Origin of the sequence: Margalitia sp. FSL K6-0131 (assembly GCF_038008735.1) — a bacterium.
GTDB classification, from domain to species: Bacteria; Bacillota; Bacilli; order Bacillales; family Bacillaceae_C; genus Margalitia; species Margalitia shackletonii.
This window is the reverse complement of the sequence record NZ_JBBOZS010000001.1, coordinates 531,587-552,956: the sequence shown is the minus strand read 5'-3', so window position 1 is coordinate 552,956 and position 21,370 is coordinate 531,587. Positions and strand designations below refer to the sequence as shown.

The window sequence follows — 21,370 nt, the reverse complement described above, 5'->3', positions numbered from 1 at the left end:
TACCGATGATGTCAAAAAAATTTTGAAGTTTTTTAGTTTAAAGCCAATAAGTGTTCTTACTTCTTTTTGAAACATTTGGGAATGAAATACACGAATTTAGTTTGCTGAGGCATTTCTTACAATCTCGATACTATACACGTTTGTTTTTGCCATTGCCCTCCTCTCTTTTGGAATATTTAGTTTTTATTACTCATATTAATTATAGTAACAAATACTTATTTAGGCAATACAAAATTAAATTTGTTATTACAAGTTTTTTAATAAAATTAAATTAGGAAAATAAACCCTTATTCACACGGGTTTATTTTAATGTGATGGATTCCGGCAATGAAACATGTGTCAATATATGAGTTTCTTTCGCACGAAGCACATTATAGGAAGATCCGTTAAGCACCTCCTGATCCACAAATCCCGGGTGAGTCATGATCTCAGCCGTTTGTCCATCCATTACCTTTTCTTCCAAGGAATAAAAATAATCCTCACTTATCGATTCACCGTAAAAGTCATCCAAGAAAACATCGCTATAGTACGGTAAATCAAATGCGTGGCTCGGTCTCCTAACTGGGAGATTATATTTATCGGACAGCCTCTTCACAATGGGGTAAAGTACGTCCCATCCATGAACATGATGATGGCTATCAAAATGATTTGGAGTAAGACCTGCTTCGTAAAATGCCTCAATTTGTGCAGTCCATTCACGTTCCAATTCTTGTAAATCGATATCCAAATGCTTCATCAAATAGGCTAAAGATTTAAAGTTTCCATTCTCATCGACCAATGTTTTTACATTATCCACTAACGGCTTGCCACAAGTTAAAACTAAATGAATCCCTACTTTCAAAGTTGGATATTGCTTTGCAAGTTCCACAGCATGTCTGGTGCCAGACATATTCATCATCATCGTAGTAGAATTGACGATCCCGTGCAGATGACTTTCAATGATGCCATAATTTACACCTGCAGAATACCCAAAATCATCCGCATTTACAATCAGCTTTATCATTTTACAGTCCCTCCCTATTTATAGTTGTCTCTCATAGTTGATGCTCCATAGGAAGCTATGCATCAACAATTAACCTAAATTAAGTAAAAAGGCAGCATTGCGCTACCTAGTTATGAAAGAATTGCGGCAAATGTTCTTTATGTGCCTCCAACATTTCATCCAAAATGAGTTTGCCGACACGATCATTTGCAACAAGCGGATTAATGGTCATGGCCAGCAAAGCTGTGTTGTAATCGCCCGTCACTGCCGCTTCCGCTGCAACTCGCTCGAAAGATTTAATTTGCCCGACAAGCCCTTGGACTGCAACCGGCAATTCACCAATGGCAATTGGTTTAGGACCATCTTTCGTAATTATACAGCTTACCTCAACGGCGGAATCTGCGGGAATTCCAGCAATTGCTCCATTGTTGATTGTATTGACTGGCTGTATATCTTTTTTATCTGTATAAATAGAATGGATCAAACGTACGGCAGCATCACTATAGTAAGCTCCACCGCGTTTTTCCAATTGCGGCGGTTTTACATCAAGATTAGGGTCTTTATAAAGTTCAAACAATTCCGCCTCTAATTTCTTCACTACTTCTGCTCTTGTTCCTAGCTCCTTTGCATTCTTCAGCTCTTTTTCAACCATATCGCTTCTTTTGTAATAATAATGATGGTAAGAGCAAGGAAGAGCATTAAGTGCTTTTAAAAATTCTGGTTCCCATTCCAGTGCCGGCACATTTTCAACCGTAATGGCATTATCCGGATTAGTGATGAGATCAATGACTTTATCTTTAACACTGACACCGTCAAGGAAAATATCCAATCCGTAAACCATATGATTCAAGCCTGCAAATGTAATGCGTACCCGACTATGATCCACATCTAACAAGCGAGCAACTCCCATTTCCATACCGATTGGCACATTACATAAACCGACAACCTTTTTAATATTGCTATAGCGAAGAACGGCCTCTGTCACCATACCTGCAGGATTTGTAAAGTTAATTAACCATGCATCCGGGCACAGTTCTTCCATTTCTCGGCAAATATCTAAAATAACCGGAATCGTTCGAAGACCTTTAAACAGTCCGCCGGGTCCATTTGTTTCTTGACCTAATACCCCATATTTAAGCGGAATTCTTTCATCCTTTGCTCTTGCATCCAGTAAGCCTACTCGAAATTGAGTCGTAACAAAATCAGCATCCTTTAATGCTGCACGGCGGTCTAATGTCAGATGAACATTAATAGGCAGACCGGACTTTTTGATCATTCTTTTCGCTAGATCCCCGACAATTTCCAACTTTTCTCTTCCCGCTTCAATATCTACTAGCCATAGTTCGCTGATAGGCAGTTCATCATATCGTTTAATGAATCCCTCCACAAGCTCCGGTGTATAGCTAGACCCCCCACCTATCGTAGCGATTTTTATTCCTTTTGCCATGAAAATCCTCCTCCTCTTGTCATTCCTCAAGTAAGTCAATAATTAACCGTTTTTCACTTTTTGCCCATTCAAAAATTCTTATTCTATCAAATTATAGTAAGAAGAAGGTAAACTCCCTTCTTACTTAACCATTAAGATATTAAATTTCAAATCTTAAAGTCTTCCTATTGTAAACGTTTACCTCTTTGAATATTATTATAATTACAAGTTATATCATATGCAATACAAAATTAAATTTGTAATGACAAGTTTTTATAATCATTACTCCTAAAAAGAAACAATGGATTATTTGTCCCTGTTTATGATATAAAACAAGTATACATACAAATAAGATTCACCAGAAACTACTCACAACCAGATATGCCAATATTGTTCGATCTGCCCATCTCATCCTTCATAAAGGCTTGTTTAAGCAAATCGACCAACAAAATATTTTTTTGCACAGATAAAGGAGGATTCTTGTGGAAAGGGAAGGAAATGGAGATGCCTTACATTTTAAAGTGAAGGAAGCCATCATCCAATTTATAAAATCCGGAGAGTATACTCCGCATACACAATTACCGACGGAAGCGGAGTTTTGCGAGAAATTCGGTGTAAGCCGCACAACGGTGAGAACCGCACTTCAACAGTTGACTCTAGAAGGATATGTATATAGAAAACAAGGAAAAGGGACATTTGTCTCAGGTCAAAAAGTGAAACAAGTACTGACGAATACGGTTAGTAATTTTACCGAACAGCTCACAACACAAGGGAAGAGCCCCACCATAAAAGTGATCGGTCTTACTGTCATACAGTCAGATGCATTTCTTGAGGAAATATTCACTTTGCAAAAAGGGGATCCCGTTAATATGCTAGAAAGAATTCGTTATGCCGATAATGAACCGTTACAATATGAGATTGCCTATTTACCTTGGAGACAAACTCCAGGCCTTAATGCAAAAGAATGTGAAAAATCGTTGTATAGGCTTCTTGAACATCAGTTTGGATTAAAAGTGAAAAAAACAATCGAGTACTTAGAATTGTCCCATGCCGATAAAGATATTGCCGAAAAGTTAAAGGTTAAAGTAGGGGCACCATGCTTTTCTCTAATCACCTACGCCTATTTAGAAGATGGGACACCTATTGAATATTCCAAAACAATATTCCGTGGGGATACTGCAAATTTCGTTATTGAGAGACATTATTAAATAATGAATTTACTTCGACAGTTATTGCGGGAGGAAAGCCTCAGTAGTCCAGGTATCGTAGGGCTTTACACTTTTTTAATCAAACGTTTGATTAAAACCTTTATGTCAAATATTGTTTTTGCACCTCTAATAGGAGCTTTGGACAGAAGCTCTTTTTTTATGCCCTTTGAGTGATCTACCTAATAATAAGGGAACTTTTTAACGGAAGTGACATAACATTTAGTAATACGAAAAAAACCAATTCACATCTATGATTCATCCACAAAATAACACTTCATTTATCTTTGAAATTATGCTATGTTCGAAAAAATATAAACTATATGAAAGGCTGTTTTCGTAACGATTGTTGCAATTAGTAAATGTAGACTTAATTTCGAGCATCTTTTCTCAAAAAGTTAATTATTCTTAATTCAAATAAGATGTTTATTAGGTTTTCGTCTCCAAAAGCAACTCAGTTTAAGAAAAGAGCCTTTGCTACAACGAAGAAATGGAAGGGATTTTAACGATGGGAATGTTTACAGAAGACATAAAGGATATACAAGCGGAGGTAATGGGGATTTTTGAATATTTACATGCCCATCCTGAAGTAAGCATGAAGGAATTCCATACAACGAAATTTTTGAAAGCCAAATTGGAAGAGTTGGGATGCAAAACTCGTGTATTTGAGGATTGCCCAGGAGTTATAGCAGAAATTGGGGATGGCACACCTAAAGTAGGGGTACGAGCTGATATGGATGCCCTTTGGCAGGAAGTGAATGGAGAATTTAAAGCCAACCATTCATGCGGGCATGATTCCCATATGACCATGGTGTTAGGTACATTAATGCTTTTAAAGAAGCAAAAGTCATTACCAAAAGGAACCATTCGCTTTATCTTCCAACCTGCAGAGGAAATTGGAGAAGGAGCGAAAAAAATGATTGAAAAGGGTGTTGTGGACGATCTTGAATTTTTATATGGTGTCCATGTTCGCCCTATTCAAGAGACTGAAAACGGCAGAGCCACGCCTGCAATCCTTCACGGCGCAAGTAATCATATTAGCGGTACGATTATCGGCGAGGATGCCCATGGTGCACGCCCGCATCTTGGCACAAATGCGATTGAAGTAGCTGCGTCCCTTGTCCATGAGCTGGCTTATATTCATATCGATCCAATGATCCCTCATTCTGTCAAAATGACAAAGCTTCATGCAGGCGGGGAAAGTGCAAATATTATCCCCGGTCAAGCAACCTTTAGTCTCGACTTACGGGCACAAACAAATAAGGTTATGGAAACCCTTATTGAGAAAGTACAATCAGCGGTGGACTCGATAGCCGAATTTTATAAAGTAAAAATTAATTTATCGATACCAGAGAGCTTAGCAGCTGCAACAGTTAATCCGGAAGCGAAAATGATTATGGCTGAAGCAATATCAGACGTCCTTGGCCGAGATAAGCTAGATGAAGCACTTGTGACCTCAGGAGGCGAGGATTTTCACTTTTATTCCGTTAAACGCAAACACCTTAAAGCAACTATGTTAGGGCTTGGCTGCGGATTAACTCCGGGACTTCACCACCCTCATATGACCTTTGACAGAAATGCAATGCTTTCAGGAATGCAAATACTGGCTACAGCTGTTTTGAAGACAATGGATAAAAACACTAAAAAAGATGACTCTGTAAGTCCTAATCAATTTGTTTCAAACTGATGAACCAAGGAGAAACTGCTCCTTGGTTTTTGTTTGGCTTTTTTCGTCGGCCTCTAATTCTCTGGCTTCATCGAGATAGTTCTTTCGTTTATTTTCTCCATATTCTTTTTCAATAGTTCAAACTTTGCCTGGACTTTTTCCGCATACGTGTAGTCACCAAAACAATATGGATAGCGGAAATTGCCCTTAAAACCCCCGCAAGTATATAAATCCGGGTGATTTTTTACTTGCTTTTCAGAATAGGATTTTGCTAGTTTTTCACTATGTTTACTACCATTTGCCGCTACATATTCTATATAACCCGGCCCCATATTATAGCTTTGGATTATCGTATTCAAATCCACTTTATTTTTTATCCCGAGATGGTACATTTGGTAAAAATGATATACCCCCTGTTGGATACTCACCTGCTTATCTTGTATCTGGTTTCGTTTTAAACCTGCTGATTCTGATGCTTGCATTAAATCTTGTCCTTCTCCCCTGCTTTCTTGATACATAATGGCAAGGAGAAGCGGTGTGAACTTTTCTAAACCATATTTCTTTAGTTCTTTTTTAACATCTAATTTATATGATAAAACCTTATCAGTTTGTTTTTGAAATAAAAATGGAACATATTGTGTTAATAAATCTTTAACCGAATTTCCCCGTACTGCAAAAATTGCAAATACTATAAGCACTAAGAGGAAAACAGCAACAAAGGATTTCAATTTCTTGACCACGATGTTTCCTCCGTTTTTCACTATTTTATTGTGAAAATTTATTTATGATTCATGCTTTTATCGTAACATATTTCGTCCACAAAACGGTTACACATTTTTTACAAATGTGTAAAACGTAACTATCATCAAAATAATGGAAAAACCGCGTAATATAAACGCTGAACGGATTAATTTTACAGATGAATTGGAAGCAACATCTCGTTATTTAGGTCTTTTTACCCAAGACAAAAGAGAGGTGTGAAGTTTAGTAGTTCGGATAATGTGATAAAAGATTATTTCACAAACAAAATCTCAGTTGAATTTTAAATGTGACCTTTTCCTATCTTAATTTAAAAGTACCATTTTGATTTTATTGTATACTTAAATAAATAATACAATAGCGAATGAAAGGTGTTCACAATGTCTAGATTTCAATCTTTCCCTTGTCTCCCCAGAATAAAAACCATGTATTCTCAATTTAGTGAAAAGGAAAAGGCCATTGCGGATTATATTTTAGAGGATCCACAAAAAATAATTCATAGCACGATTAATCAGGTTGCCGATGATTTATTTGTAGCTGATGCGACTGTTTTTCGTTTTTGTAAACGAATTGGGTTTAATGGCTTTCAATCTATGAAAATAGCATTAGCTTCCGAAATTGTGGCGCCTATTAAAAATATTCACGAAGAAATACAGGAAGGAGATTCGGTGAAGATAATCGCCGAAAAAGTGTTTAAGGCTAATATTCAAACATTAGAGGAGACACTTCATACTTTCAGTGACAGCAAAATGGAAGATGCGATTAAGCTCATTTTGGAAGCAAATGTGGTTGGATTTTACGGGAGCGGCGGATCTGGTGTTATCGCAATGGATGCCCATCATAAATTTATGAGAACCGGCATTCAGTCCATGGCATATACAGATTCTCACTTTCAAATCATGTCCGCAGCACAATTAACGGAACAAGATGTAGTTGTCCTTATTTCTCATTCGGGCTCGAATAAAGATATCATGGATGTTTTGCAAATTGCCAAGAAAAATGGAGCAAAATCAATTGGGATTACAAACTTGGCAAAATCACCTTTAAGCCAAAAGGTAGATATCCCGCTCTATACGCTCTCCCAGGAAACGGACTATCGCTCGGAAGCCCTATCATCACGGATTGCCCAACTTAGTATTATTGATAGTCTTTATGTCAATGTAATGGCAAGGCGGGATAAATTCGGCCAAGAATCCCTGCAAAAAATGCGCGAAGCAATATCTCTTAAAAAAATATAACATCGGATGAGATATCCATCCGATGTTTTTTTCGTTATTCTTTAACAGATCCCTGTGTAAGACCAGATACAATTCTCCGCTGAAAGATAAGAACCAGAATAACAAGCGGTACTGTAACAACAATGGATGCTGCTGCAATTTCCCCCCACGGAATCGTATATTGTCCTTGGAACAGCGCGAAGCCTACCGGAACTGTCTTGTAATTTGTATCGGTATTTATCGTTAAAGAGAAAAGAAATTCATTCCATGCTGCAATGAAGACGAGAATAGCTGTTGTAAAGATTCCCGGAGCCGCTAACGGGAAAATAATTTTCCAGTATGTTTGCATCAATCCCGCTCCATCAATCTTTGCCGCCTCCTCCAGGTCATGAGGAATCTTTCGGAAAAAGGTTACGAGAATCCAAATGGATAGCGGCAGCGTAAAGGTTGTATACGGAATAATTAACCCTAAATAAGAGTTGGTTAGTCCCACATTTTTCAAAAAGATATAAATTGGCGATATCGTTGCAATTTGCGGGAACATGGAAACGGATAAAACAATCCCTAATATGACTGTTTTCCCTGTAAATTGAAGTCTTGCTATAGAATAAGCGGCGAAAGATGCAACAAATACAGTATAAATGGTGGTAATAGAAGAAACGACAAAGCTATTCCATAAATAGCGGACAAACGGATAATCAAAAAAGACGGACATATAGTTTTTCCAGGTTGGATGAGAGGAAAAGGGTGTAAAAGCTTTATCCCCAAACAATTCTGTCGCTGGCTTTATCGAACTGAGCAGCATCCATAGGAAAGGAAACATGACGACAAAGACGAATATCAATAATACGACATAAAATAACCATCCTGTTTTTCGATTCACCATGAACTCCCCCCCTATTTCCCCGATGAATCCTGCAATAAATCTTTGCCAAGGAATTTAATATAAATCATCGAAATGATGGCAACACATATAAAAACAATAACAGCTAAAGCGGAACCATTGCCAAAATTGGTTTGCGAGAACATGACCTTATAAGCAAAAATCGAAATTGTTTCGGTAGAGTTTGCCGGCCCGCCCCCAGTTAAAACCCAGATCAAGTCGAAAACACGAAATGCATCGAGCGTACGAAATAGTAAAGCAACTAGCATACTAGACTTTAAGAGTGGAAGGGTAATATTCGTAAATTGTTTCCATTTGGATGCTCCGTCTATGGATGCAGCTTCGTACAAGGAGCTTGGAATGACTTGTAAACCGGCAAGTAGCAATAAAGCCATGTACGGAGTAGTTTTCCAGACATCCGACAATATCACGGAAACAAAGGCACCCATCTGTGTTGTTAGAAGGCTGCTCATATGATCTACTAATCCGACTTTCTCAAATATCTTTGCCACTACCCCATTTTGACCATCATATAGAAATTTCCATATTAACGCAGAAACTGCAGTCGGTATCGCCCATGGAATTAAGATGGAGGCACGAATGAGTCCTCTTCCTATAAAGGCCTTATTAATGACGAGAGCAATGGCAAGTCCAAGAATTAGTTCAATAGCAACCGAAATGACGGTAAAAGTAAAGGTATTGCCAAGAGCTTTCCACATTCTTTTTTGAGATAAATCGTCCTTATAATGCGCTAGTCCAATAAAATTCGGTTTTACGATAACCTGATTCAATGCCGATGAGAGGCCCATCAGTTTTTTGCTTTGATCAAGTTTGGTTGCAGCAGAAATGGATTTTAATGCGTTGTGAATTTGGTCGGTTGACGCCTGAATTTGCTTAGCCAGCTTTCTGTCTATTTTGATAAAAGCCAGACTGGAATCTATTTGTTCAAAATTCATTAGCTTTTCGTTTACCGTTTTATATTTATCCTTTATATCCGGGTCAGCTTGGATTTTTTTATCCAAGGCTTGAAGATTTGTTTTAAGCTTATTTAAATCATCTGCTGCATGTCCTTGTCGTATCTCTGCATCGATCCCGCTGATTAGAAAAGGATAATTATCTAAGTAATCCTTCAGATTGAACGAGTAACTTAGGTGAGTTTCCGATTTCGTTGGACTATTTAACTTCAAATCAAACAAACTAAAATAAAAGGATTGAATAACAGGCCATATTGCAATTGCAGCAATAAGTATTAATGCCGGCGCGACTAAAGCATACGCTTTTATTTTTTCAGAGGATTTCTTTTGCTTGCGTTTCTTCGGCAATTCTTTCGCTCCTTTCTAAAAAATGTACTAGCCTTTCCAATGAAGAAAGGCTAATACATCAGACTTTCGGATTACTTCTTCAATTTCTCCTTCATTTGCGCTTCCATATTTTTAACCGCTTGTTCGACGGTTTCTTGTTTTGCTATCGCCTTTGATACTTCAATTTGAATAATGTCTGAGATTTCTTGATAGTTAGCTGCAACAGGGCGTGGAACTGCTGCATTTAAGCCATCCTGGAAGCCTTTATCTCCGAAAGTAGGATTTGCTTTTACAACATCCGGATCGCTATAAAGGCTAGTAATTGTTGGTGCATGACCGCCATAGATGGCATCAAGCTTTTGTCCTTCAGGCCCTGCCATAAACTTAAGGAATTCCCATGCCTCTTTAGGATGCTTTGAATATTTGTTAATACCGGCTTGCCATCCGCCAAGCGCAGCCGCTGACCCCTTATCCCCCGCAGGCAGTGGAGCAATCCCAACTTTGCCTACTATTTTTGATTTATCTTTATCATTCGCACTTGCAAATTCATATGGCCAATTCCGCAAGAAGGCAGTTTGACCTTCGATGAACGCTTGATCGGATTCTATTTCAGTGAAAGTATTTACATTCCCAGGAACAACACTTGAATTTGCTACTTCCACTAGCTTTTTCAAGCCTTTTATTGTTTCTGGACTATTAACTACCACTTCATTCTTTTCATTAATAAATTGTCCGCCATAAGAGGCAACGAATTCAATTGCGTTACACACTAAGCCTTCATATTGCTTCGCTTGGAACACATACCCAAACTTTGTACCGCCCTTACCTTTCTTTTCCTTGGCCATTTTTAGTAAATCATCCCATGTTTTCGGGACTTCGTCTTTACTCACTAAATCCGTTCTGTAATAAAGAAGTCCTGCATCAATAAATTTCGGCAATGCCCATTGCTTGCCGTTAAATTGGGATGCAGCCAAGGCACCTTGATTATATGTGCCTAAATCAATTCCATCCTGTTGAATAAAACGGTCAAGCGGAAGGACATAATCTGCTTGTGCAAATTCAGCCGGCCAGATAACATCCATATCAAAGACATCTATTTCTGATGACTTTCCGTTTAATTGTGTAACATACGTATCATGCTGCTGCCCGCTATCAGACGGCATTTCCTTAAATTCAACATGAATATTTGGATGAGCTGCTTCAAATGCTTCCACAATTTTTGTTGTTCCCTTCGTTACATCCTTGCCTCGTGCATACACAATCGTTACTTTTTTATTATCGTTGTTCTCTTGCTTCGTGCCTTTGTCTTTTTCATTTGAACTATCCGTTTTACTGGAACAAGCAGCCAGCATTAAAGACAAAGATAAAAAAAGTGTCCCGGCTATCTTCCATTTGCTTTTTTTCCTCACGCCAATATCCCCCTCTTCATTTATGTTTAGGTACCTTTTAAAAAGGAAAACCATACCAACCTTTAAATCAATCCCAAAGGAAGTTTAAAATTTACTTTTTCTATTTAGGTTCACTTCATTTTATTAATGACAAGCAGAAAGTATGAATGAAGGGTAAAATAAATTAATGGAATATGGTTGATAGAAAATAGAGGAAAATAAATAACAGAGATAGAAATGGTACCTATCTGCAATTTAGGAGGAATCGGGATGGCTAAGATGAAATCGAAGAAACAATCTCTATCCTTTTTTCGAATTATATGGATCATCTTATTAGTTTTTATTGCTATAATGATAGTCTATCTTTATCGCTTACAAACCCAAGGCCAATTACTGAAACAACTCCTTAATATAACAGGATCGATTATGAGCTTCATAGAAAAAGACCCACGAGTCGGCTATGTTCTTCTAAGTTATATCCCTATCTTTTACCTGGGCTACAAAACCGGGAAGGCAAGAAAATAAGGTGTCAGGTAACTATTTATATGATTATAAATAGTTACCTGACACCCGGTGTATGAGTTTAGTAGATATAAATACCTTTTTCGCTATTTTTCTGCCGTCAATCCGTTCCATCAAGGTATCGACAGCGGTTTCTCCCATTAATTCTGTATAGACTTTGACTGTGCTTAAAGGTGGAAAGACATACTTCGACACACTGATATCATTTACACCTATAAGGCAAACTCGATCTGGAACTGGAATATTTGCCTCTTGTAAAGCTTGCAAACATCCGATTGCAATCGAATCATTGCCTGCAAAAAAGGCAGTCGGCAGCTGCTCTCCATGCTCCTGAATCGCCTTTTTCATCCACTTCTGCCCATCCTGGACGGTGAATGCTCCGGTATAGATGAACTCTTCCTTAAATAAGCCAGCGGACCTCATATATTCACTGAAGGTTAATTCTCTTACATCCACGATTTCAGCAGTTTGGTCACGGAAGGCTTCCCGCCCGCCAATATAACCTATCTCCGTATGTCCATTTTCTATAAAAAAATCAAGCACCTTTTCCGTCACCTTTTTAAAGTCAACGACAACCGAGTCAAACTGTTCTTCGTCCGGAGAAAAATCTACAAATACAAGATTGTTTGAAATCCCTGCTATTTCTTCTACTTCCTTGCTGCTGTATTTACCGATTGCAATAATCCCTTGAATTCCCTCTTTTTTAAGATCGCCAAGATTGCTTTGATAACACTTGATAACCTGGATATCATGCTGCTGGCAGCGATTCTCGATTCCTAATCGAATGGACATGTAGTATAAATCATCCAGTTCCTCTTTCTCCGTATACCAATGAAGCATCGCTATTTTTGCAGGGCTCGATTTACGTGCAGGACGCTTTTTATAAGAAAGTGCCTCCGCAGCTTCAAATATATTCTTTCTGGTTTCATCACTAACAGAAAGGCTGGGGTCATAATTCAAGACTCTCGAGACTGTCGCTATTGAGACTCCCACCCTTTCCGCTATATCTTTAATCGTAGCCATTATTTCCTCCTGGAAAATTGATACGTTGTAGTTGATTGGTATATTTCATCTTTATCTAAAACAATAGATGGGAAGTGCGAATGATGAACGGCATCCGTATATCCCTGTGTCTCCAGGCAAATACCTAGGTATTTCTGTGCTGGTACTCCAAAAATTTCAAAATCCCCTACTAACTGGTTAGATGTGTAGACCACCACAGACGGCTGATCGGTTTCCACCTTTAACGAACGTCCACTCTCCGGATCCGCTAGGGTAATAACTTTATCTTCCTCCTCATTCAATACAAACGGGTGATCATATCCATTTCCGGCTAATACATTTTGCAGATGTGCAGAGACGGTTCCTTCTTTTATTATCCTGCCCTCGCGAAAATCAAACGCAGTATCTGTTACATCGAGCAACTTTCCGGTTGGCAAAAGTTGCTCGTCTAATTCTAATATCGCCTGGCTGTTTATTGTCAACTGATGATTCAAAATATCTGTCTTCAAATTTCCGCTTAAATTAAAATAAGAATGGTTCGTCAAATTGACAATGGTTTTTCGATCCGACTGAGCCTCGTATGAAATTTTAAGTTCATTTTCATTGGTTAGAAGATAAGTGATTTTTAGATTTAATGTGCCTGGGTAACCTTCTTCCCCATCCGGACTTTGATGAGTAAAAACGATACCGATTCCAGCTTCATTCTGAATATCTTCAGCCTGCCAAATAACATGACTCAATCCTTTTATACCGCCATGGATATGATTAACATTTTCATTTACCGTTAAACGAAAAACTTCCCCATCCAACTCAAATGCTGCCCCTTTAACTCTGCCGGCTACCCGCCCAACAACGGCGCCAAAATAAGGAGAATATTGCAAGTAATCCTCCAAGCAATCAAATCCGAGTACAACATTTTCAACAATGCCGTTGCGGTCGGGTACTAAGATTTTGGTAATAATACATCCATAGTTGAGACATGTCACACTCATTCCAGCATCATTTGTCAGTGTAAAAGCTTTAACTTCTTGGTCATCCAATTTGCCAAAACTTGTTTTGGATATTTCCAAACCAATCCCCCCTTATAATGTTTCGATGAATCTATTAAATGCTTGTTTTCCGTCCTTATCCCGTTTATACACACTAGCATCCTCTAATGCCTTCTTAAATTTCGCTCCAACTTCTTCCCGTAAAATTCGCTCCACATTTTGCTCGTTATGTTGATCTTTGTACTTCGCCTTCAGTTGTTTCGCCCATTCCTGGTGATACTCTGCAATGGAATGCCGTTCATCTAAAAGGAATTTTCCCACTTCCTTTAGTTCATCCTTCAATCTGGCAGGTAAAACGGCGAGACCCATAACCTCAATCAGGCCAATGTTTTCCCTTTTAATATGGTGAACATCGGCATGAGGGTGAAATATCCCTAAAGGATGTTGTTCACTTGTACGATTATTGCGTAAAACAAGATCCATTTCATACAATTCTCCACGCATCCTCACGATTGGAGTTATTGTATTATGAGGTGTATTCTCGGAGAAAGCATATATACCCACGAAAGGATCGCTGTACCCCTTCCACTTTTGTAAAATATAATCCGAAGTATCTACCAAGCTTTGAATCTCATTACTTCTTAATCGAATCACGCTCATCGGCCATTTTATCGTAGAACATTCCACATTCGAGAATTTATTTATCCGAAATGTCTCCTCACTTGCTGCTCTCGCCATTGGGAATTCATAACGTCCTCCCTGATAATGATCATGTGATAGAATGGATCCTCCAACAATCGGCAAATCGGCATTTGAACCAATAAAATAATGCGGAAATCTTTCCACAAACTTCAACAGGTTGGTGAAAGTGTTTCGATTAATAACCATATTCCGGTGCTGCCCCGATAAAAGGATGCAGTGTTCACGATAATAAAGATACGGTGAATATTGCAGCATCCATTCTTCGCCCTCAAGCTCCACCCTTATTACACGATGATTAGAGCGGGCCGGATGGCCAAGTCTGCCGGCATAGCCTTCGTTTTCAGCACATAACAAACAAGTTGGATATCCAATACTTTCCACTGTTTTTTCCTTTTCAATTTGTTTCGGATCCTTTTCCGGTTTGGAAAGATTAATCGTAATATCAAGGTCTCCATATTCCGTAGCCACTTGATATACAATATTTTTTTGAATTCTCTTTGTTTGGATATAGTTGCTGTTGCGGCTTAATTCATAAAAATAGTCCGTTGCCTGTTTTGGGTTCTGTTCATATAACTCGTAAAAATTTCGATTAATCGTTGACGGTCTGGCAACAAAGCAATTCATGATTTTACTAGAGAGGATTTCCTTTGAATCAAAGTAATCCTCAATTATATTATTTTTACACGCATACTCTACTAAAATATCCAACAAATCCGGTATTTCCTTTTCTTCAAACTCTTCGTCTGTCTCTGAATAAGCCTCTAATCCTAAAAGAGCAAGTACTTGGTTTCTCGCATAAATCATGTCTTCTTCTTCTATTAGCTTAGCAGTCACCGCTTGGGATACAAGCTGTTGTATAACATTGTAAATAACCTGCATCTTTAATCCCCGTAGCCATTCGGATGATGGGAATGCCAGTTCCAGGCATCCTTAATTATCTTATCAATCATCGTTCTTTGCGGATTCCAGCCTAGTATTTGCATTGCTTTAGATGCGGAGGCAATTAATTTACTTGGATCACCGGCACGTCTTTCCCCGGTTACAGCAGGAATATCGATATTCGTTACCTTTCTTGCTGCTTCGATAATTTCCTTCACCGAAAAGCCTTTGCTGCTGCCTAAATTGAACACATCACTTTTCCCTCCATTTTGCAAATAACGAAGGGCTAGTAGATGAGCATCAATTAAATCCTCTACATGGACATAATCCCGGATGCATGTACCGTCTTCCGTATCGTAATCATTCCCAAACACAGTAATGGCTTTCCGTTTTCCTAATGCAGCCTCCAGTACAACTGGAATAAGGTGGGTTTCCGGTGAATGATCCTCTCCAATTTCCCCTGATTCCCTTGCACCCGCCACATTAAAATAGCGGAGGGAAACATATTTTAGATCAAAAGCCTTCTCACACCATTTCATCATTTTTTCCATTGTTAGCTTTGTCTCGCCATAGGTATTGGTGGGATTCGTCGCCATCTCTTCGTCAATAGGAACCACTTCCGGTTCTCCATAAGTTGCGGCGGTAGAGGAAAATACAATATATTTCACATGAAATTCCCTCATCATCTCCAATAGCACCTGTGTTCCGTACACATTATTATCAAAATACTTTAACGGATCCTCCATAGACTCTCCTACAAGTGAATTCGCTGCAAAATGGATTACTGCATCAATATTTTCTTTTTCAAAAACTCCTCTAAGAAATTCGCGATTACGAATATCCCCTTCATAAAATTTCGCCTTTGGATGAATCGCCTTTTTATGACCTGTTTGCAAATTATCGACAACTACAACCTCATGCTGCTGATCGATTAACTGATAAACTGCATGGGAGCCAATATAGCCTGCTCCACCTAACACTAAAATGCTCATAACTTCACCTCATTCAATATTTCTTTTGCACCATCACCAATACTAGCTACATAAAAGTCAGCCGCATATCCTATTTTTTGCTTATATGCTTTTCCAACCTCTGAAATAAAATCTTCCACCTTGTCTTTTTCGACAATGGCGATTGCGCAGCCGCCAAATCCAGCTCCGGTCATTCTCGCACCAACTACGCCTTGTTGTGCCCATGAAGCTTCCACCAAAGTATCAAGCTCAATACCTGTTACCTCATAATCATCTCGCAAAGAATTATGCGACGCATTCATAAGTGCACCGAATTCTTCCAGATTACCATTTCTTAATGCCTGCAACGCTTTTAAAGTCCGCTGATTTTCATAAACAGCATGTTTTGCACGTTTTCTCACCGTCTCATTTTTAATCAGATGCTTGGAATTTTCAAATAACTCTTCTGTTATTTGACCAAGTGCAATAATATTTAGCGCCTTTTGTAAATCGGAAAGTGCTTCCTCGCACTCGCTTCTTCTTTCATTATATTTAGAATCAGCAAGCTCCCTGCGTTTATTCGTATTCATTATAATGATTTTGTGATTTTCCAACTGAATTGGCGCATATTCATAATCAAGAGTCTGACAGTCTAGTAGAATACCAGAATCTGCTCTCCCCATTCCAACCGCAAATTGGTCCATAATCCCGCTATTAACACCGATGTACTCATTTTCCACCTTCTGCCCCAGCTTTACCAGCTCAAGCCGCGGGATTTCCAACTGAAATAACCCATCTATCATTATTCCCGTTAGCATTTCGATGGATGCTGATGAAGATAAGCCTGCCCCGTTTGGGATATTCCCATAAAATAAAACGTCAAAACCATTCGGAATTTTGTAGCCACTATCGCGAACAAAACGGAGCATTCCTTTCGGATAATTACCCCAATGATGGTCGTTTTGATAATCAAGATTGTTTAATGAAAATTCAATGATTCCTTTTTCCGCGAAATTTACCGAGTACATACGCACATTTAAATCATCACGTTTTTTCACGAAACAATATGTTCCAAATGTAATGGCACAAGGAAATACATGTCCTCCATTATAGTCCGTATGCTCACCGATTAGATTAATTCTCCCCGGGGCAAAAAATTGTTTTTCATGGGCACATTGAAACTTTTCCGCAAACAAAGCTGATAAATCCTTATCATTCACTATTGGTATCCCTCCAAATAAGCATCTTATTTTCATTAATCGTATCTCAATTAGTAAAAATATTCAATAATTTTACTAATATTTTTACTAAAATTTTATTGAAAAATATTCGACATTATTTTCTAATAACATCAATATCAAAAGAGCTTCCTACAAACATTTTTGATATTTTTCATCAAACGTTTGATTAATTCCAATTTGTCGAAAGAGTAAGAGTCGATGCCCTTACATGTGGGGAGGAGACGCAGTCATTTTTCAAAAAGTATTTTATCCTTTCCAACATAATAAAAAAACCACGTAAACCTACGTGGCATGCCCCGTATCTATATATTTTTCAAACAGCTTTTCTTTAGACATAAATAAATAGGTTGGACATTGCTTTCTTATATTACGCATCGAAATGGAGGTTGTTGATAATAGATAGATTGGAAATTGAGTGGAAAACTTAAACAACTTATATAGTCTGCTGTTTGGATATGACTTTTCAAATCCAAGATGAGTGACACCTTTATTAATCATTGTAATCCCTATAATTCCTTTAATTTGATTGGACCTTGGATGATTATCGATAAACCGCGCCAACGATGGCATGGATTGTTCTACCATTCTGTATATTACCATGGAGCGTTGCAATGGATGTTTTAATGAAAGTACTTCTTTTAATATCCGTACATTATGCAAGTGAATCTTTAATAAGCAGTCATTCTTGGCAATACACGTCCCATCAGATAAATATACATTTTTACCTTTATATTTTGTAATCCTCACCCTAAAGACCGTTTTCTCATTCTGACTGGTAAAAGTATACTCGAGACGTCTAACATATAAAAAAAGTGTATCAATGATATGACATAAAGAAATAATGGATAATCGAAAAAACAAATGAATCAAACCTCCCTACGGATCGCTCTGACGTCCACCGAGAAAACATTACCAAATTCATACTTATTCATGAAGATTAACAAGTATAAAAAGTGATTTCATCATTAGTATTCCTTTTTTTCGTCAACAATTTCATCTTATTTACATGTTTCCCGGGGAATATTATAAAAAGCTGTCGACTACTGGTAAAATGTTTTAAAGAGCACGAATAAACATATTATTTGAAGAAAAAATAACATAAAATGTTCGACAGTTTTTATACAATATTTTTTGGTCCATATTAATGATTCATGCATTTTCACTATTATTAATCAAGCGTTTGATTAATAGCTATTAGGAAAATCACTTCCAATATTGTCACATTTCCTGCTCTTTCTTTCATATGGATAATATAATTAGATAGGAGGTGGAAATAGATTTTAATAGTACTTCCATTCCATTTAAAGCATTTTGATGTAAAACTTCAAAAGCCTCTACTTCATAAACCCTTTCTTCTTGGTATATTTCCATAAACAGCAAAAAACCCTCCTAAACTATTTTTAGGAGGGTATCTTTATCTATTACTCTACTACACGTCTTACTACACCATTAAAAGTTTTTTTCCAATAAGGATTGCTTAATGAATCAATAGACACACCATTAGAACTGTTATCGTCAAGGAATTGTCCATTTCCTAAATAAATTCCTACATGGCCGTTAGTTTTATACGTATCAAAGAAAAGGAGATCTCCACGCTTCATTTCAGATGCACTAACCGCTCTTCCTTGGTATACAAGTGTATTAGTAGATGTTCCTGTAATGCTTCCTAAGTTCACACCTGCCATAGCATATGCCCAACGTACGAAGGAGGAACAATCAAATGATCTGTTTTCAATATCGCTGCTAGAACGACCGCCGCCCCAGTTGTATGGAGAACGCCCAACAATGGATGAACCTGCGCTAATAGCTGCTTCGATTGCTGCCGATCCATGATAAACTGGTCCATCAGAAGGTGCACTAGATCCAGAACTAGATGGCTGGCTATTGGCAGAAGATTGGTGAATTCCACTTGAATGGGATGATGAACTGGATGTTTTTCTTTGATATGCCAGTCTTTCTTTTTCTTGTTCAGCTTCAGCCGCTTTTTCTTGTTCAGCTAGTGATGCTGCTTGGTCTTGTAAATTTCCAAGCTCTCCTTTTGCTGCTTTTTGCTCTTCTTTAATTTTTGCTAGAATACTATTTTTATCATCTATTTGATATTTTAATTGTGCTTTCAAGTCTTCAAGGCTCGCTAAATCTTGCTGAACTTGCTGCAATTTATTATTTAAATCTGCTTCTGACTGCTCAAGAACTTTTTTATCCGCTTCTTGCTCTTGCAGAATTTTATGATCGGCATTCACGAAAGTGGTTAGAGCCACAGCTCGGTCAATAAAATCCCCAAAGCTTTGAGAACTTAGCAGCACATCTAAATAACTATCGGAACCATCGCTTTGCTGAATAGAACGAGCACGATCCTGTAAAACTTTATTACGTTCCGCGATTCTTTGCTTTGTTTCCTTAATTTTCACCTGTAAAGCATTTATTTCTTGCTTTGTATCATTTACTTTTTGAGTGGTATCTTTGATTTTCGCGTTTGTTGCATTTACTTTAGCTGTAATTTCGTTCATTTCCGATTCCATCTCTTTTGCCTGTGCACTAAGGTTAGAGATTTCAGACATTTTCTTTTGAATATTGGATTGAACGTTTTTTTGCTTTTCTTTAATGGATTGGGCAAATGCGAAGTTGCTGGATAACGGAGCAATTAAGGTACCGGCACTAATAACGGATGCTACACTTAGGGTTAAAAGTTTTCTTTTCACGATTATTTCTTCCTCCAGAGTATGTAGATAGATATTTTTAACTATTATTTTTATAAAGTATGTAGATAAAGATTCTTAACTGTTATTTTTTATTAAGTATGTAATGAGTGACTCTTTCACTCTCTTATTTTTCTTTTAGCAAAGTTATTATATCATCAAATTTCGACAATTTGGGCCATTTAAACATTACAGTTATATTTCAATTTTATATCCTATTTTTACAAATAGGGTATATCTTTCCGTAATTGGCTATAAATCCTACTGTAGACTAACATTCTTACCCATATAGGATGTTTACAAAGTCTTCGTATACAAAAAAACTGCATAGTTAAAGTTACAAAAACTCTATTGGAATACTTTTTTCAAAAAATGCATAGAATCTATCAAACCTATCTAGTATTTGAAAATCGATTTATTTTAATGGAGGGCTTGTCATGAGGAAGATGCTGAAGAACTATTCTTACACTATAATTCTTGTTTCTCTTGCCGTTATTACAGGAATTATTTATATCAACTCTCTTTAATTTGCAGTCAAAGAAAGGATAATCATTTTCATTTTATTAAAAGGGACTCCCTTAATTATAGGTGTTACAAAAATGTTTTGGTGAATATTACGGAATTTATCAAGAAGAGTACAAAAAAAGAAACGGAACAAATAGTCCGTTCCATTTATAAAAATTGGGTAATCACTTTTAACCAGCCGAAAAAGGAAAGCCACAATGGTACGCTTAATAAAACAGCCCAACACATGCCTGCAAAAAAGTTTCCATCATCTCTATTCACGGATTAGCACCCCTAATAAGTGATTATTCACCAGGTGTATCAAACGCTTGTATTTCTATTTTAGTTCCTATAAAAATAAAACGTTGTCGGAATTGATAGATGAAAATATAAATTTACTATCATTTGAAGTCGAATAAGTTAATAAGTGCATCCATTCCATTTGAAATGCGGGTTTCAATGCCATTAAAATCTTCTGCTTTTATAATATAGGCATCCATATTGGCAAACACCTTCGACACCACAAAGCTCACCAATTTCAAATCTGTTTCAATTCAAAATATCTGAGATATGTTTATTCCTTGTCTTGATTCTATGTAAATCCTTGAAATATAGCACTTTACTGCCTTGCTTAATACCGAAACAGGAAATAATCTTAGCAACAATTGCATTTGAAATTTTCCCATTGGAATCTTGAAAAACCTCAATGGAAATGTTATTTTTCTTCAAATCAATATACATATAAAAATTTAAGTAGCGATCACTAACAATCGCTTGAATTTTTAGAGTTGTCCATTCCCGAAGTGGAGTAATATGGAGTATGGATGTTGAATCGGAGTCGTGGTGTGAGGTACTTTGAAGCGCATGACTTAGTGAAAAATACGTTTGTATTTTCACTACTTGGTTTGCTTGTTTATAACCGTGGCAAACTAAATAGTAGTCCCCTTTGATAAAATGACCATGTGATAGAATTTCTTGAAAACGAATACTTAATTGTTCCATTTCATTCTCCTTCCATGTCAATTTATTACTATTTAACTAGTAAATAGTTAATTATT

Annotated in this window: 19 protein-coding genes; 4 read left to right on the top strand and 15 right to left on the bottom strand. The window is 37.4% G+C overall.

The annotated features are described in order from the left end of the window. Positions 1 to 301: 301 nt before the first annotated feature. The gene (chbG, locus tag NSQ59_RS02815; RefSeq protein ID WP_055738156.1) at positions 302 to 1,003 is read right to left on the bottom strand and encodes a chitin disaccharide deacetylase; all 702 of its coding nucleotides are present in this window, start codon (positions 1,001 to 1,003) and stop codon (positions 302 to 304) included. Positions 1,004 to 1,109: 106 nt separating this feature from the next. Next, complete coding sequence (locus NSQ59_RS02810) at positions 1,110 to 2,429, bottom strand: 6-phospho-beta-glucosidase (protein WP_126647324.1); 1,320 nt, start codon at positions 2,427 to 2,429, stop codon at positions 1,110 to 1,112. Between the two features lie 461 nt (positions 2,430 to 2,890). On the opposite strand from NSQ59_RS02810, the gene NSQ59_RS02805 reads away from it, so the two are divergent. Continuing rightward, positions 2,891 to 3,616 (top strand): GntR family transcriptional regulator, encoded by a 726-nt coding sequence (locus NSQ59_RS02805; RefSeq protein WP_340829036.1) that lies wholly within the window; start codon positions 2,891 to 2,893, stop codon positions 3,614 to 3,616. Positions 3,617 to 4,127: 511 nt separating this feature from the next. Continuing rightward, a complete protein-coding gene (locus tag NSQ59_RS02800) occupies positions 4,128 to 5,300 on the top strand; it encodes a M20 peptidase aminoacylase family protein (RefSeq protein WP_445669227.1) in 1,173 nt (390 codons plus the stop codon). A gap of 53 nt (positions 5,301 to 5,353) precedes the next feature. On the opposite strand, the gene NSQ59_RS02795 is transcribed toward NSQ59_RS02800, so the two are convergent. Next, the gene (locus NSQ59_RS02795; RefSeq protein WP_083489189.1) at positions 5,354 to 6,019 is read right to left on the bottom strand and encodes a lysozyme family protein; all 666 of its coding nucleotides are present in this window, start codon (positions 6,017 to 6,019) and stop codon (positions 5,354 to 5,356) included. A gap of 399 nt (positions 6,020 to 6,418) precedes the next feature. Here NSQ59_RS02795 and NSQ59_RS02790 point away from each other — a divergent pair, with 399 nt between their 5' ends. Next, a complete protein-coding gene (locus NSQ59_RS02790; protein WP_340829032.1) occupies positions 6,419 to 7,276 on the top strand; it encodes a MurR/RpiR family transcriptional regulator in 858 nt (285 codons plus the stop codon). Between the two features lie 34 nt (positions 7,277 to 7,310). Here the strand turns inward: NSQ59_RS02790 and NSQ59_RS02785 are convergent, their stop codons facing one another. From NSQ59_RS02785 to NSQ59_RS02775, 3 genes are all read right to left on the bottom strand, one after another. Next, positions 7,311 to 8,141: a carbohydrate ABC transporter permease gene (locus tag NSQ59_RS02785; RefSeq protein WP_205603391.1), complete on the bottom strand. Its 831-nt coding sequence runs from the start codon at positions 8,139 to 8,141 to the stop codon at positions 7,311 to 7,313. 11 nt (positions 8,142 to 8,152) lie between these two features. Then, positions 8,153 to 9,460 (bottom strand): carbohydrate ABC transporter permease, encoded by a 1,308-nt coding sequence (locus NSQ59_RS02780; protein ID WP_340829030.1) that lies wholly within the window; start codon positions 9,458 to 9,460, stop codon positions 8,153 to 8,155. Positions 9,461 to 9,531: 71 nt separating this feature from the next. Continuing rightward, a complete protein-coding gene (locus NSQ59_RS02775) occupies positions 9,532 to 10,848 on the bottom strand; it encodes an ABC transporter substrate-binding protein (RefSeq protein WP_445669193.1) in 1,317 nt (438 codons plus the stop codon). A 249-nt stretch (positions 10,849 to 11,097) separates the two neighbouring features. Between NSQ59_RS02775 and NSQ59_RS02770 the strand changes: the two genes are divergently transcribed. Beyond that, the gene (locus NSQ59_RS02770; RefSeq protein ID WP_055738150.1) at positions 11,098 to 11,352 is read left to right on the top strand and encodes a hypothetical protein; all 255 of its coding nucleotides are present in this window, start codon (positions 11,098 to 11,100) and stop codon (positions 11,350 to 11,352) included. A gap of 24 nt (positions 11,353 to 11,376) precedes the next feature. Here the strand turns inward: NSQ59_RS02770 and NSQ59_RS02765 are convergent, their stop codons facing one another. From NSQ59_RS02765 to NSQ59_RS02725, 9 genes are all read right to left on the bottom strand, one after another. Beyond that, on the bottom strand, positions 11,377 to 12,372 hold the full coding sequence (locus NSQ59_RS02765) for a LacI family DNA-binding transcriptional regulator (RefSeq protein ID WP_126647320.1): 996 nt from the start codon (positions 12,370 to 12,372) through the stop codon (positions 11,377 to 11,379). After that, positions 12,372 to 13,421 (bottom strand): aldose epimerase family protein, encoded by a 1,050-nt coding sequence (locus NSQ59_RS02760; protein ID WP_340829026.1) that lies wholly within the window; start codon positions 13,419 to 13,421, stop codon positions 12,372 to 12,374. Before NSQ59_RS02760 ends, NSQ59_RS02765 begins: the two co-directional genes overlap by 1 nt. A gap of 12 nt (positions 13,422 to 13,433) precedes the next feature. Continuing rightward, positions 13,434 to 14,921 (bottom strand): UDP-glucose--hexose-1-phosphate uridylyltransferase, encoded by a 1,488-nt coding sequence (gene galT / locus NSQ59_RS02755; protein ID WP_340829024.1) that lies wholly within the window; start codon positions 14,919 to 14,921, stop codon positions 13,434 to 13,436. A 2-nt stretch (positions 14,922 to 14,923) separates the two neighbouring features. Further along, on the bottom strand, positions 14,924 to 15,913 hold the full coding sequence (gene galE / locus NSQ59_RS02750) for a UDP-glucose 4-epimerase GalE (RefSeq protein ID WP_055738146.1): 990 nt from the start codon (positions 15,911 to 15,913) through the stop codon (positions 14,924 to 14,926). After that, positions 15,910 to 17,091: a galactokinase gene (locus NSQ59_RS02745; RefSeq protein WP_340829019.1), complete on the bottom strand. Its 1,182-nt coding sequence runs from the start codon at positions 17,089 to 17,091 to the stop codon at positions 15,910 to 15,912. Before NSQ59_RS02745 ends, galE begins: the two co-directional genes overlap by 4 nt. Positions 17,092 to 17,394: 303 nt before the next feature. Beyond that, the gene (locus tag NSQ59_RS02740; RefSeq protein WP_126647316.1) at positions 17,395 to 17,973 is read right to left on the bottom strand and encodes a YkoP family protein; all 579 of its coding nucleotides are present in this window, start codon (positions 17,971 to 17,973) and stop codon (positions 17,395 to 17,397) included. Between the two features lie 378 nt (positions 17,974 to 18,351). Beyond that, positions 18,352 to 18,483: a hypothetical protein gene (locus NSQ59_RS02735; RefSeq protein ID WP_321198443.1), complete on the bottom strand. Its 132-nt coding sequence runs from the start codon at positions 18,481 to 18,483 to the stop codon at positions 18,352 to 18,354. Positions 18,484 to 18,533: 50 nt separating this feature from the next. Further along, on the bottom strand, positions 18,534 to 19,811 hold the full coding sequence (locus NSQ59_RS02730) for a C40 family peptidase (protein WP_126647315.1): 1,278 nt from the start codon (positions 19,809 to 19,811) through the stop codon (positions 18,534 to 18,536). A gap of 1,050 nt (positions 19,812 to 20,861) precedes the next feature. Next, positions 20,862 to 21,314: a hypothetical protein gene (locus NSQ59_RS02725; RefSeq protein WP_055738141.1), complete on the bottom strand. Its 453-nt coding sequence runs from the start codon at positions 21,312 to 21,314 to the stop codon at positions 20,862 to 20,864. Between the last annotated feature and the right edge of the window lie 56 nt (positions 21,315 to 21,370).